This window comes from Cutibacterium sp. KB22876 (assembly GCF_059728865.1).
Window position 1 is genome coordinate 1,206,289 of sequence record NZ_AP040858.1, and the last position, 12,765, is coordinate 1,219,053.

General features: G+C 63.8%; 13 protein-coding genes. 7 read left to right on the top strand and 6 right to left on the bottom strand.

From position 1 onward, the window contains the following. Positions 1–10: 10 nt before the first annotated feature. Complete coding sequence (locus AC6I1W_RS05550; RefSeq protein ID WP_171048545.1) at positions 11–1,939, top strand: OPT family oligopeptide transporter; 1,929 nt, start codon at positions 11–13, stop codon at positions 1,937–1,939. Positions 1,940–2,002: 63 nt separating this feature from the next. Here the strand turns inward: AC6I1W_RS05550 and rarD are convergent, their stop codons facing one another. The 3 genes from rarD to msrA are packed head-to-tail and all read right to left on the bottom strand — an operon-like array spanning position 2,003 to position 4,480. Beyond that, positions 2,003–2,893, bottom strand: coding sequence for an EamA family transporter RarD (gene rarD / locus AC6I1W_RS05555; protein WP_065673902.1), 891 nt, complete (start codon positions 2,891–2,893; stop codon positions 2,003–2,005). 56 nt (positions 2,894–2,949) lie between these two features. Then, positions 2,950–3,813, bottom strand: a complete 864-nt coding sequence (locus tag AC6I1W_RS05560; protein WP_493536916.1) for an aldo/keto reductase — start codon at positions 3,811–3,813, stop codon at positions 2,950–2,952. Between the two features lie 34 nt (positions 3,814–3,847). After that, on the bottom strand, positions 3,848–4,480 hold the full coding sequence (gene msrA, locus AC6I1W_RS05565; protein ID WP_016667128.1) for a peptide-methionine (S)-S-oxide reductase MsrA: 633 nt from the start codon (positions 4,478–4,480) through the stop codon (positions 3,848–3,850). A gap of 147 nt (positions 4,481–4,627) precedes the next feature. On the opposite strand from msrA, the gene AC6I1W_RS05570 reads away from it, so the two are divergent. Both AC6I1W_RS05570 and AC6I1W_RS05575 read left to right on the top strand, forming a co-directional pair. Then, complete coding sequence (locus tag AC6I1W_RS05570) at positions 4,628–6,247, top strand: sodium-dependent transporter (RefSeq protein WP_016667129.1); 1,620 nt, start codon at positions 4,628–4,630, stop codon at positions 6,245–6,247. Beyond that, the gene (locus AC6I1W_RS05575; protein WP_081302696.1) at positions 6,244–6,348 is read left to right on the top strand and encodes a methionine/alanine import family NSS transporter small subunit; all 105 of its coding nucleotides are present in this window, start codon (positions 6,244–6,246) and stop codon (positions 6,346–6,348) included. Before AC6I1W_RS05570 ends, AC6I1W_RS05575 begins: the two co-directional genes overlap by 4 nt. Positions 6,349–6,377: 29 nt before the next feature. Here AC6I1W_RS05575 and AC6I1W_RS05580 read toward each other — a convergent pair whose 3' ends face one another. Beyond that, the gene (locus AC6I1W_RS05580) at positions 6,378–7,061 is read right to left on the bottom strand and encodes a uracil-DNA glycosylase (RefSeq protein WP_069101750.1); all 684 of its coding nucleotides are present in this window, start codon (positions 7,059–7,061) and stop codon (positions 6,378–6,380) included. 101 nt (positions 7,062–7,162) lie between these two features. On the opposite strand from AC6I1W_RS05580, the gene AC6I1W_RS05585 reads away from it, so the two are divergent. Both AC6I1W_RS05585 and AC6I1W_RS05590 read left to right on the top strand, forming a co-directional pair. Then, complete coding sequence (locus AC6I1W_RS05585; RefSeq protein WP_497743527.1) at positions 7,163–8,392, top strand: AI-2E family transporter; 1,230 nt, start codon at positions 7,163–7,165, stop codon at positions 8,390–8,392. 27 nt (positions 8,393–8,419) lie between these two features. Continuing rightward, complete coding sequence (locus AC6I1W_RS05590) at positions 8,420–9,406, top strand: hypothetical protein (protein WP_065673700.1); 987 nt, start codon at positions 8,420–8,422, stop codon at positions 9,404–9,406. A gap of 69 nt (positions 9,407–9,475) precedes the next feature. Here AC6I1W_RS05590 and greA read toward each other — a convergent pair whose 3' ends face one another. Continuing rightward, complete coding sequence (gene greA / locus AC6I1W_RS05595) at positions 9,476–9,982, bottom strand: transcription elongation factor GreA (protein ID WP_004812019.1); 507 nt, start codon at positions 9,980–9,982, stop codon at positions 9,476–9,478. A 20-nt stretch (positions 9,983–10,002) separates the two neighbouring features. Beyond that, entirely contained in the window at positions 10,003–10,440 is a 438-nt protein-coding gene (locus tag AC6I1W_RS05600) for a DUF4307 domain-containing protein (RefSeq protein WP_065673701.1), read from the bottom strand. A gap of 26 nt (positions 10,441–10,466) precedes the next feature. Here AC6I1W_RS05600 and AC6I1W_RS05605 point away from each other — a divergent pair, with 26 nt between their 5' ends. Both AC6I1W_RS05605 and AC6I1W_RS05610 read left to right on the top strand, forming a co-directional pair. Continuing rightward, entirely contained in the window at positions 10,467–10,676 is a 210-nt protein-coding gene (locus AC6I1W_RS05605; protein ID WP_016667140.1) for a hypothetical protein, read from the top strand. A gap of 57 nt (positions 10,677–10,733) precedes the next feature. Beyond that, positions 10,734–12,749 (top strand): thioredoxin domain-containing protein, encoded by a 2,016-nt coding sequence (locus AC6I1W_RS05610; RefSeq protein ID WP_065673702.1) that lies wholly within the window; start codon positions 10,734–10,736, stop codon positions 12,747–12,749. Positions 12,750–12,765: the final 16 nt, after the last annotated feature.

A 12,765-nucleotide genomic window follows, 5' to 3' on the forward strand; every position in this document is an offset into this window, starting at 1 on the left:
AGTACGTGAATTGACGCTCCGGGGCATCATCCTCGGCGGCCTCATGACGTTGGTTTTCACCGCGGCGAACGTATATCTCGGCCTCAAGGTCGGCCTGACCTTCGCCACGTCAATTCCGGCCGCTGTCATCTCGATGGCCGTGTTGCGCCACTTTAAGGGACACTCCGTCGCAGAGAACAACATCGTCCAGACGATTGCCTCTGCTGCTGGAACCCTTTCGGCAATCATCTTCGTGCTACCCGGCCTCATCATGGTCGGTTGGTGGACGGGATTCCCGTACTGGACCACCCTCGCGATCTGCTTGGTGGGCGGCATCCTCGGCGTCATGTATTCCATCCCGCTGCGACGAGCTCTTGTCACCGGATCCGATCTTCCTTACCCGGAGGGCGTCGCTGGTGCTGAGGTCCTCAAGGTTGGTGACTCCGCCGGAACAACCGACGCCAACAAGGTGGGCCTACGCGTCATCATCGTCGGCTCCTTGGTGTCGGCCGGGTATGCGCTGCTGTCCGACCTCAAGCTGGTGAAGTCAGCCCTCACCAAGCTGTTCAAGGTAGGCAACAGCAGTGGCTCGATGGTTGGCGTCAGCATGTCGATGGCCCTCATCGGCGTTGGTCATCTCGTCGGTATCGCCGTCGCCGCAGCCATGCTCGTCGGCATCATCATCTCCTACGGAGCGATACTGCCATGGAGAGTCTCCGGCAAGGTTGGCGGCAACCTCGACGTCATCCAGGAGGTCTTCACCAGTGACGTGCGCTTCGTCGGCGCCGGCGCGATTGGTGTGGCGGCCATCTGGACTCTCATCAAGGTCATCGGCCCCATCACCAAGGGCATCCGCGACTCCGTTCGCTCCTCCAAGACCCGTCACAAGGGCGGCGAGGTTCCGCTGACCGAGCGTGACCTGCCGGTGTCGGTCGTCCTGACCGTCGTACTGCTCTCCATGGTCCCGATCGGTTTCATGCTGTGGGGTTTTGCCCGCGACATGGTGGTCTCGAAGTCCATGACCGGCGTCATCATCGTCAGTCTGGTCTTCATCCTGCTCGTCGGCCTGGCCGTTGCGTCCGTCTGTGGCTACATGGCTGGCCTCATTGGTGCGTCGAACAGCCCGATCTCCGGTGTCGGCATCCTCGTCGTCCTGGTGGCCGCTCTGCTCATCAAGCTCACCTACGGTGCCGTTGGTGGCGACGAGACCGTCAAATTGGTGGCCTACACCCTGTTCACGGCGTCGATCGTCTTCGGTATCGCGACGATCTCGAATGACAACCTCCAGGACCTCAAGACCGGCCAGCTGGTCGGATCCACACCGTGGAAACAGCAGGTCGCCCTCATCATTGGCGTCGTCTTCGGATCGGCGATCATCCCGCCCGTCATGCAGCTCATGCAGACCGCCTTCGGATTCCAGGGTGCCCCGGGCGCCGGACCGAACGCTCTGCAGGCCCCGCAGGCCACTCTCATCTCGTTCTTGGCCACCGGCGTCTTCGGCGGCTCCCTGGACTGGGGCCTGATGGGAATTGGCGCACTGGTCGGCATTGGCGTCATCATCGTCGACGAGATTCTCACCCACACCTCCAAGAAGTTCTCACTTCCCCCGCTGGCTGTCGGCATGGGCATGTACCTGCCGATGACCCTGTCGCTGACCATCCCGATCGGGGCTGGCCTCGGTTGGCTGTTCGACAAATGGGCTGCCCGCACCGATGGCGACGTCGAGGGCAAGAAGCGGACCGGCATCCTGTTGGCCACCGGACTCATCGTCGGTGAATCCATTTTCGGCGTCATCTATGCGGCGCTCATCGCTGCCGCGGGCTCCGAGGACGCCATCGCCATTGCTCCGGAGTCGTGGGACAGTGGTGCTGGAATCGTCGGCATGATCATTTTCGTGGCTGCCATTGCGATTCTGTACCAGTGGACCAAGCGCGAGGCGCGTGAGCGTGTCGAGGCCTGATCCGGAAAGACGTCTGGGGTCACCGGGATTGTCCGGTGGCCCCTGTGCCTTTCCATGACGGCGTCATCGTGTGCGTCGCACCAACCGGATGAGTCCTTCTGCCGAGAACATCACGACGGCCACCCAGACCAGGGAGAACCCGACCCAGCGCTGCCAAGGCATCTGCTCACCGAAGAGGAACAGCCCGACCAAGAACTGCAGGAGCGGTGAGATGTACTGCAGGATTCCTAGCGTCGTCAGGCTGATGCGGGAGGCCGCGAAGGCGAACATCAACAGGGGAACAGCGGTCAGGATGCCGGCGCTCACCAACAGCAGGCTGTAGGAGCCGGTGAAGGTGGATTTCCCCTGGGCAACGCCCCACCCGATGTACACCAGGGCCAGAGGAGTGGTCGCCAGGGTTTCGACAATGAGCCCGACAGCGGGTTTCACCGCCACTCCGAGCACTTTCTTGACCAGGCCGTAGAGTCCGAAACTCATCGCCAGCCCCAGCGAGATGAGGGGTGTGGAGGAATGCCCCACCATGAGGACGACGACGGCGACGATGCCGATTCCGAAAGCCATCCATTGGGCCGGACTGAGTCGTTCCCGCAGGACCAGCACACCCAGCAAGGCCGAGACGAGGGGGTTGATAAAGTACCCCATCGCGGCGTCAAGGGTGTGACCGGCATTGACGGACCAGACGTAGAGGGTCCAGTTGATCAGGACCAGGTGGCCGGCCAGCACGAGACCCCACAGACTGCGGCGGTCGTGGGCTAGGGCGGCGAGCCGATGCCAACCCTTCCCTATCGTCAGCAGGATGGCGCAGAAGGCGAAGGACCACACCACGCGGTGGGCGATGATCTCGAAGGCTCCTGAACGCTCCAGCAACCGGAAGTAAAGGGGGAAGAATCCCCACATGAGGTAGAGGGCGATACCGGTCGTCAGTCCTCGTCTTGCCTCGATGTCGTTATGCACCCGGGGATCATGTCACGGTCACCGGGTGCATGCGCACATCTGCCGCAGGGCGGACGTCAGGGAAGTTGAGCCAGCTCCTCGTCGGTTAGGGAAAGATCGACGGCCTTGAAGGAGTCAAGGATCGTTTCCGAGCGGTGGGATCCCGGGATCGGGATGACGTGATTGCCCTGGGCCAGCTCCCACGCCAGAATGACTTGGGCCCGACTGACTCCACGGGCATCAGCGACGCGCTGGAAGGCGGCGAAGGCGTCCTCCTCGAGGGGACGACGGTAACCGCCAAGCGGGCTCCACGCGACGAATGCCAGGTCGAGCTCACCGCAGAGCTCCACCTCGGGCCGCGAGGACAGGAAGCCGGGGGAGAACTGGTTCTGCACGGCCACCAGACGATCGCCGAGAATGTTCTGGGCCATCCGGATCTGGTCGGGGTTGGCGTTCGAGATGCCAGCGGTTCGGGCTAAACCGTCGTCGAGGATGCCCGCCAGGGTCCTCACCATCTTCTCGTACTCGACCTTCGGGTCGGGACGGTGCAGGTAGAGCAGGTCGATCTGGTCCGTGTGCAGGGCGTCGGCCGAGAGCTTGGCGTCACGGCGTAGCCGCTTCGGGGATCCGTCGACGTCCCAGATGGCCTCACCGGCGTCATTGAAGCAGCGGAAGTGGCCAACCTTGGTGGCCACCGAGATCGTCGAGCGGTCACCATTCCAGGATTCCAGGGCATCAGCGACGAGCTTCTCGCCGTACTGCTCCTCGCCGCCGGACTCGTAGTAGGCCCATGCGGTGTCGATGTGGGTGCACCCGGCGTCCAGGACGTCATGGAGGACCTTGATCGCGGTCTCGCGGTCCGGGCGACCTTCGATCGACAACGGCATCGATCCGTAAGCGATGGCAGAGGTTCGGAAGGGTCCAATCTTGCGGTACTTCATGTGTTCAATCCTCCTCAGGGGGTGGTCATGTCCATCATGCCCGCGCGAGGCACACCCCGGTTGCGTGGACAGGGCAGTAGCCGAAGGGATTGTCCTCGAGGTACTGCTGATGCTCGGCCTCAGCCAGGAAGAACTCCACGCCGTTGGCCATCGAGATCGTCGTCGTGATCTCCCCGTACCCGGCATCGAGCAGGTTGGCCTGGAAGGACCCCCTGAGGGTGGTGGCCGTCATGAACTGCTCGGTGGTGGTGCACCAGATCGCCGAGCGGTACTGGGTACCGACGTCGTTGCCCTGACGCATCCCCTGGGTGGGGTCGTGGTTCTCCATGAAGAGGGTGAGGATCTCCTCGGTGGAGATTCTGGTCGGGTCGTAGGTGACCCGGACGGTTTCGGCGTGCCCAGTGCGTCCGGTACACACCTCCCGGTAGGTGGGGTTGGGAGTGAAACCGCCCATGTAACCAACGGCGGTTTGCAGCACCCCGTCATAGTTCCAGAACAGCTTCTCGGCTCCCCAGAAACACCCCATGGCCAGGTAAATCGTCTCGGAGCCGGGGAAGGAGCGGTCGAGCCGGTCCCCAGTTACGCGGTGGAAGAACGGCATTTCCAATACTGGGGTTCGGCCTCCGGGCAAGGCGTTGTCGGGTGAGACCATCTCGTTCTTGTTCATGCGTCCCTTTCCTCACGACGTCGACACGGGTGTAACGGACATCGGCTCGGATCAATTCCTGTTATCTCAATGTGTGGTCCATGATCTGGTCCCACCTCATCACCATGTGAGACTGGGGGTCAAAGTTCACCGGTGGAAAGGATCAAGATGTCTGACCCCGCGCAGCCTGGCGCGACCGTTGCAGGTGACGGAAACACCATTGGAAAGCCCCAGCGGCGTGAGAGTTTCACCGGTCGGGGAGCCTTCCTCATCGCTGCGATTGGTTCCGCCGTCGGGCTGGGAAATATCTGGAGGTTCCCCTACGTCGCCTACAGCAATGGTGGCGGAGCCTTCATCGTGCCCTACCTGATCGCCCTGCTCACCGCCGGTATCCCGCTGCTCTTCCTCGACTATGCCGTCGGACACAAGTTCCGTGGCTCGCCGCCCATGGCCTTGCGTCGTCTCAACAAGCACACGGAGGCTATCGGATGGTGGCAGACCCTCATCTGTTGGGTGATCGTCATCTACTACGCCGCCATCATCGCCTGGGCCATTCGCTATGTCGGATTCTCGGTGACGAAGGCTTGGGGGGACGACCCCGAGGGATTCCTCACAGGCAGCTTCCTGCACGTGGCCAGCAACGTTGACGTCGAATTCCACTTCGTGCCCGGAGTCTTCTGGCCGTTGCTGATCCTGTGGCTCGTCGTGTTGGCCATCATGGCCACCGGCGTCGAGAAGGGCATCACCCGCGCCTCGTGGGTCTTCATGCCGATGCTCGCGGTGATGTTCATCGCACTGGTCATCGTCGCCCTCACCCTGGACGGCGCATCGACTGGCCTTGACGCCCTGTTCACCCCGGCGTGGAATGCGTTGGGGAACTACCAGGTGTGGATGGCCGCCTACGGCCAGATCTTCTTCTCCCTGTCAGTGGGATTCGGCATCATGGTGACCTATGCCTCCTACCTCAAGCCGAAGTCTGACCTGACAGGTTCCGGCCTGGTCGTCGGGTTCGCCAACTCCTCATTCGAGATCCTGGCCGGCCTCGGCGTCTTCGCCGCCCTGGGCTTCATGGCAACTGCTTCCGGCAAGCCGGTGAGCGAGGTCGCTGGCTCGGGTATCGGCCTGGCCTTCATCGCCTTCCCGCAGATCATCAGCCAGGCGGGTGCTGTCGGACCGATCATGGGCGTGCTCTTCTTCGTCTCCCTGGTCTTCGCAGGAATCACGTCGATGATCAGCCTGCTGGAGGTCGTCATCGCAGCCTTCCGCGAGAAGACCGGCATGCACCGAGTTGCCGCAACCTGGGTCGTCGGTGGAGTGACGGCCGTGGCGTCGATCATCCTCTTCCCGACGACGACTGGCCTCAACCTGCTCGACGTTACCGACCACTTCATCAACAACATCGGCATCGTTGGCGTTGCCCTGCTGGCCTGCCTCGTCATCACCTGGGCACTGCGCAAGCTCCCGGTGCTGCGCGACCACCTCAACGAGTACTCCTCGTTCAAGGTCAACAAGGTGTGGATGGCCCTGGTCGGCGTCGTTGCCCCGCTGGTCCTGCTAGGCCTGTGGATCACCGAGATCGCCACCGTCTCCAGCAAGGGCTACGGCGGAATGCCCGGCAATTTCGTCGGAATCTTCGGATGGGGAATGTCGATCCTCGTCGTCGTGCTGGCAATCGTGCTGTCCCTCATCCCGTGGCCGAACCGCTCGGCCATTCACCACGAGCTCACTCACGAGGAAGAGCTCGCCCGGGCGAATGCCCAGGCATCCCAGGAAGGAGCGCTGTCATGAGTGGATCCGCCATCGTCATGATGATCATCGCCATGGTCACGGTGTGGGGCGGATTGGCCGCATCGGCCTTCTCCCTGTTCCGTCATCCCGAGCAGGACTGACATACAGCCGGCATGAGGGGCCGGCCCGATCAGTGGGAGGACAGGTCCCAGTCGATCGGGTCGGCCCCCTGCTCTACCAGCAAGTCGTTGGTGCGGCTGAAGGGTCGGGACCCGAAGAAGCCGTATCGGGCTGACATGGGTGAGGGGTGCGAGGACTTGACGATCGGAACCCCGCCCAGCATGGGCTCCAGGGATTGCGCGTCGCGGCCCCACAGAATGGCCACCAGCGGGCCGCCACGTGCCACGAGGGCTTCGATGGCGGTCTGGGTGACCTCCTCCCATCCCTTGCCGCGATGTGAGGCGGGTCGACCAGGCTGGACGGTGAGGCACCTGTTGAGGAGCAACACCCCCTGCTCGAACCAGCCGGTGAGATCGCCATGTTCACAAGGGGAAATTCCCAGGTCGGACTGCAATTCGGCGTAGATGTTCTGCAAGGACCGGGGCAACGGACGCACGTCGCGCTCCACCGAGAAACTCAGGCCCACGGGGTGGCCTGGGGTGGGGTAGGGGTCCTGACCGACGATGAGCACTCGAACATCCGCCATGGGACGGGAAAAAGCGCGCAGAATGCGATCCCCGTGAGGCAGGAACCCTCGTCCGGCAGCTGTCTCGGCTCGCAGGAAGTCCCCCATCTCATGGATGCGTGGCTCCACCTCCGCCAACGCCTCTGCCCAGTCGGGGGCGGTCAGTTCGGCAAGAGGACGAGCTACCACGGTGACCTCCAAATGGATACATACGGATGACGTGCTAGACGCTACCCTGTGAACACGCGTTCCGGGGCCTCGGCCCCGCCCCACAATTCCGGAAGGAAGCCATGAAGCTATTCGGCTCGGGCACGAAGACCACAGATTCGACACCGGTTCCCTCGCGTGCCGACGCCGACGGTGAGGCGATCGACACCGCTCCTGACCAGGTGGTCGCATCAACTCCCCAGCCCATCACGGCGACGGTCGCCCCCGCCGAAGACGTTCCCAGCGGTGTCCGTACTGCGGCTGGATGGTGCTGGCGGCTCATCGTCATCGCAGCCTTCATCTACGGGCTCTACCAGGTGCTTCACGCTGCGTCCGAGGTGTCAGTGCCCGTCGCGGTGGCCCTCATGCTGACGGCAGCCATGTGGCCGCTGGCTAACTGGTTGTCGCGCCATCACATCCACCGTGGCATCGCCTCGGGAATCTGCCTGCTGCTGCTCATCATCCTGGTCGGCGGCGTATTCACCCTCGTCGGCGCCCAGATCGCGATGCAGTGGCGGGAACTGGGCAAGGCGGTTGCCAGTTTCAAGCAGGCGCTGGCGTGGCTGGCCAACAGTCCTTTGCACACCGACAAGGCCCAACTCAATGACCTCATGCACAAGGCCGAGGCTGCCATGGCCGGATCCCAGGGACGCATTGCCTCGACCGCAGCTGCCGCTGGAACCCAGATCGGTCGTTTCGCAGCGGGGCTCGTCCTGGCCCTCTTCGCCACTTTCTTCTTCGTGTACGAGGGAGACAAGCTGGCTGAGAAGTCGGCGGTCCTCATCCCACGTGAGCATCGCGCCAAAATCCTTGACGCTGCCAAGCGCGGCTGGGTCGCCCTGGTGGCCTATGTGCGAGCCGCCGTCATCGTCGCCTTCGTGGACGGCCTGGGAGCCGGCATCGGCGCGGCCATCATTGGCTCATCCATGTCGGTCGCGATCGGTGCCCTGACCTTCATCCTCGCATTCGTGCCGATCGTCGGCGCGCTGACGTCCGGCGTCGTCGCGGTTGGTGTGGTGCTGGTGACCCTGGGCTTCTTCAAGGCCGTCATCATGCTGATCGTCTTCGTCGCCGTCATGCAGATCGAAGGACACGTCCTGCAACCCTTCCTGCTAGGTAAGGCAGTCTCGATCCACCCGCTCATCGTGCTGGTCGGTATCGCTGTCGGCGCCATCATCTCCGGTATCGTGGGCGCCCTGTTCGCCATCCCGATCGTCGCTTTCGGCGTCGCCTTCATCAAGGCCCTGAGCCCCGAGACCCCGACAGAGGAGGTTCCTCCAAGTCAGGACGACCTCGCTGCCGAACACGCGTGAGTTGGGTTCACCCGTAAAGTTGATGTTATGAGCGCTGATATCACCGCCATCCTCGAGGACCTTGCTGCCGGGAGGATCGACACCGCCGAGGCCAACCGCCGTATCGCTGATGCACGGGGGCAGGAGCAGCCCGCACCCGGGAGCCAGAGCGGCCCCGCCGAAGGGGCCGGCCCCCGCCGCGGGGCATCCGGGGACGAGACTTCCGGGGGCGACAAGGGCCCTCTGGCCGGCTTCGCCATCCCTCCAGAAGCCAAGGAGGGGCTCCGCTCGGCCTGGCGCGTGGTGTCCGGGGTGGCAGAGAGTGTCGGTGAGACAGTCGCCTCGACGATGTCGCCCGGACCGCGTCGCGCCAGCGGCGAGAGCGAACCGCAGAAGCACGTCGACGTCGCGAGCGATCTGGATCGCGTCCGTCTGAACTGCACTGGACGTCGCATCCGTCTCATCGGGGACCGCTCGGTCTCCGGCCTGCAGATCGAGGGCAAGCACACCCGCAGGCGCGTCGGAGGAGTCGTTGAGGTCGGTATTGACGGTCACCTCGCCCCTGATCTGGGGGTCCTCAAGAGGTTTCGACTCCCGGCCGACATGGACGGGGTCAAGGATCTTGGTCTGGGTCGGGAAGTGACGGTTCGTGTGCATCCCGATCTGCCCGTTGACATCGAGCTGTCGGGTGGCTCGTTGCGTGCCACTGGCGTGGAGCACCTCGGGAGGGTGCGTGTCACCGCTGGCGTCACTGAGATCGAAGGCGTCCACCAGCTGGAGGACGGTCTCTTCCAGGCCGGAAATGGCACCATCACCGGATGCATCGACAGCGGTCGCTCCCAGATCCGCGTCGAGTCGGGCAATCTGCTGGTCAAGCTGGCCAAAGGATCTAACGTCTCGGTTCGTGGCAAGGCCCAGACCGGCATGATCTCCTGGCCCGAAGGCGGAGATGTCGACGAGTACGTCATGGGTGACGGGGCGGCCCGTCTTGGCCTCACCTGCTTGGTCGGGAGGATCGCAGTTCGCGCGATGTGAGCCTGCGACAAAATGTGATGAGGGCGGGGTGCCATGGCACCCCGCCCTCATCACATTTGTGAAAGCGTGTCACTCCTGGAACGGCTCGACGTCAAGGATCGTCACCTTGATCGTCTTGCCATTGGGAGCCTTGTACTCGGTCGATTCTCCCTTGGAATGGCCCAGAACGGCACCACCAAGGGGGGACTGCGGGGAGTAGACGGAGATGTCGACGGAATCGTCGAGCCCCATCACCTGCCGCGATCCCAGCAGGAAGGTGTCAGTGTCGGACTTGTCGTCGAAGTAGCAGACGGTCACCTTGGAACCGGGCACGACCTCGTCCGGAGTGGACGGGGCTTCGCCCACCTCAGCGTTACGCAGCATCTGCTCCAACTGACGGATGCGGGCCTCGGCCTGCCCCTGCTCCTCCCGGGCAGCGTGGTAGCCGCCGTTCTCGGAAAGGTCGCCTTCGGAACGAGCGTCGGCAATCTTGTTGGAAATGATGGTGCGGCCCTCACCCTTGAGGTACGCGAGCTCTTGAGTGAGCTTGTCGAAGGCCTCTTGGGTCAGCCACACAGTGTCTTGGGACTCAGGCATTTGTTCATCCTACCGCGTTGTCACCCGACGGGCCCGCACTTCTCCAGCTCAGCGGTGACAGCACGCGAGAAGGTCTTGACACTGGTGTGGATCGTCTCGTCCTTTGACGAGCTTGCCGGGAACGTCACCGTCGTCTCCCCGACGCGCACGTGGTCAGCACCGGTGGCGACCAGGATGCAGGAACCCTCGACGGAGGGGTCGGGGCGATGCAGGTTGATCGTGACGTTGACGCGGGTGTCGGATATCGCTTGGTATCCGTGCAAGCTCGCCCGGATCGGCTGCTCGGCATGATGGAGTCCTGCCCACACCGTCCATCCGACGAGGACGGCAGCCAGCACCAGGATGAGGATCACCCACGGGGTTCGACACTGTTTGGGGTAGCGTTTCGCGATGCGTTCGCGGTCCGCATCAGTGAGGACGGGATCCTGGCTGCTGGTCGGGGTTGGCACGTGACCCATTGTGCCCTAGGGCGTAGGCTGTCAGCATGACAGTTCTTGCAGCCCAGCTTGTGAGCACCGGCCTCGCCAACTTCCTGTGCTGCCTAGCACTTGCTGTCTTCGGTGTCGTCGCGTGGATCAGCATCCGACGCAACATCCGTGGCATCGACTTCGACGAGGTGCCCTGCGGTCCTGCCCTCAAGGAGAGCCACCAGGAGGATGCCAAGGGGTCCACGACGGATTCGACGGAGCACTGACGTTCCGCCCAGGGGCCACTTGGCTCAGTACGGGGTTGTGCTCGTAGGCTGACCACCATGCCCAACCACCTTGGTGAGTCCACCAGCCCATATCTGCTCCAACACGCCGCGAACCCCGTCGACTGGTTCCCGTGGGGAGAGGAAGCATTCGCCGAAGCACGGCGTCGCGACGTGCCGGTCATGGTCTCGGTGGGCTACTCGAGCTGCCACTGGTGCCACGTCATGGCCTTCGAGTCCTTCTCCGATCCAGAAGTGGCTGAGGTCGTCAACGCCAATGTCGTGGCCGTCAAGGTCGATCGCGAGGAGCGTCCAGAGGTTGACGCCGCGCTGATGCAGGTGACCTTGGCGATGACTGGCCAGGGTGGCTGGCCCAACACCGTCTTCCTGACTCCTGACGGCAAGCCCTTCTTCGCCGGCACCTATTTCCCGTCGGTGCGCCGGGGTGGTCAGCCCGCCTTCGTGGAGCTGGTCGAGGCCCTCGGCGGTGCATGGCGAGAGCGTCGCGATGAGGTGGTGTCCTCGGCCGAGGCCATCGTCGAGCATCTGCGTCCCATCGAGAAGGTCCCTGACACCCCGCGTCCGGTCGCCGGTGAGCTCATTGACGCCGTGGGAGCGGACTACGACATCGTGCATGGCGGCTTCGGAGGACCGACGAAGTTCCCGAACGCCACCCTGCTGGACGCCCTGTTGGTCAAGGGAGACCCGACCAGCCTCGATATGGCGCAGAACACGTGTGAGCACCTGGTGCGCGGCGGCATCTTCGACCAGGTCGGTGGCGGGTTCCACCGGTACTCCACGGATTCCCAGTGGGTGGTGCCCCACTTCGAGAAGATGCTTTACGACAATGCCCTGCTGTTGGGGACGATGGCTCGGTGCTGGCGTCGTACCGCCGATCACGACCCGGATCGTCGAGATCTCTACTCCCATGCCGCCCGTCGCACCGTGTCCTGGCTCAACCGGGAGATGCAGCTGCCGAACGGCCTGTACGCCGCCGGTCTTGATGCCGATTCCGACGACGCAGCCGGCCACACCCGGGAGGGGATCTACTACCTGTGGAACCAGGATCTCATCACGGACGCCCTGGGATCCGAGGAGACCGAGTGGCTGCGTCCACTGGTGCATCTGGAGCCCTTCGACGAGAACGGTCTGGGTACCCTCCAGCTGCGCGGACGGGTCGAGTGGGAGCGCATCAACGCCCACATGGACACCCTGCTGGAGGCTCGTGATCGTCGTAGCGCTCCTGCTCGCGACGAGAAGGCCATCACGGCGTGGAACGCCATGCTCATCGACGGGCTCGTCGAGGCCGGAATGATCCTGCGCGAGTGGTCCTGGGTAAGGCAGGCTCGCGATCTGGCCCAGGCGCTGTGGACGGCCCATTGGAGTGACGGTGACCTGCTGCGCACCTCCTTCCACGATCGTCCGGGAGCCCCGGCGGTCTGCGAGGACTACGCGTGGGTTGGCCTGTCCTTCGCCGGTCTGGCCGGTGCTACGGGGGAGTCGGTGTGGTGTGACCGTGCTGTCGACGTGCTTGACCAGGCGGTGACGCGGTTTGGTGCTCCCGATGGGAGCTTCCTGGACGCTGAAGAGTCGGACCTGCTGACGGTGACGGCCCACACCCTGACCGACGATGCCTGTCCCAGCGCAACGGCCTCCATGGTGATGGCCCTGCGTCGGGTGGGGCTCATGGCTGAGCGTGACGACTTCGTCAGCCGTGCGGACGAGGCTTCCGCCGCCTTGCTGCCGGTGGTGGCGTCTACTCCGCGCTTCGCGGGGTGGGCACTGGCCGACTTCCTCATCGCCGATGAGGCCCGTCGGGGTCTCAAGCCGGCTGGTGTCGTCATCGCTGACACTCAGGAGGAGCCCACGGATCTGGCCGCAGCAGCGTGGCGCATGGCTCCGGCCGGGTCGGCCATCATGCGTCGAGTTGGTGAGGGATCCGGGTTCGGTACATGGTTCGAGGATCGCGCCCCGCGCGACGGTCAGCCGATGTGTTGGGTGTGCCGTGGCACGGTGTGCTTCGAGCCGGTGACCGAATACCTGGAGCTCAAGGACCCGCTCTGGCGGCGAGCTTGAGATCGTGCACCCGGTA

Excerpts from the sequence above, each read along its gene's own strand:
- AC6I1W_RS05570 (WP_016667129.1), top strand. The coding sequence starts at position 4,628 with ATGTCTGACCCCGCGCAGCCTGGCGCGACCGTTGCAGGTGACGGAAAC.
- AC6I1W_RS05590 (WP_065673700.1), top strand. The coding sequence starts at position 8,420 with ATGAGCGCTGATATCACCGCCATCCTCGAGGACCTTGCTGCCGGGAGG.
- msrA (WP_016667128.1), bottom strand. The coding sequence starts at position 4,480 with ATGAACAAGAACGAGATGGTCTCACCCGACAACGCCTTGCCCGGAGGC.
- AC6I1W_RS05575 (WP_081302696.1), top strand. The coding sequence starts at position 6,244 with ATGAGTGGATCCGCCATCGTCATGATGATCATCGCCATGGTCACGGTG.
- AC6I1W_RS05600 (WP_065673701.1), bottom strand. The coding sequence starts at position 10,440 with ATGGGTCACGTGCCAACCCCGACCAGCAGCCAGGATCCCGTCCTCACT.
- AC6I1W_RS05610 (WP_065673702.1), top strand. The coding sequence starts at position 10,734 with ATGCCCAACCACCTTGGTGAGTCCACCAGCCCATATCTGCTCCAACAC.
- AC6I1W_RS05585 (WP_497743527.1), top strand. The coding sequence starts at position 7,163 with ATGAAGCTATTCGGCTCGGGCACGAAGACCACAGATTCGACACCGGTT.
- AC6I1W_RS05605 (WP_016667140.1), top strand. The coding sequence starts at position 10,467 with ATGACAGTTCTTGCAGCCCAGCTTGTGAGCACCGGCCTCGCCAACTTC.
- AC6I1W_RS05560 (WP_493536916.1), bottom strand. The coding sequence starts at position 3,813 with ATGAAGTACCGCAAGATTGGACCCTTCCGAACCTCTGCCATCGCTTAC.
- greA (WP_004812019.1), bottom strand. The coding sequence starts at position 9,982 with ATGCCTGAGTCCCAAGACACTGTGTGGCTGACCCAAGAGGCCTTCGAC.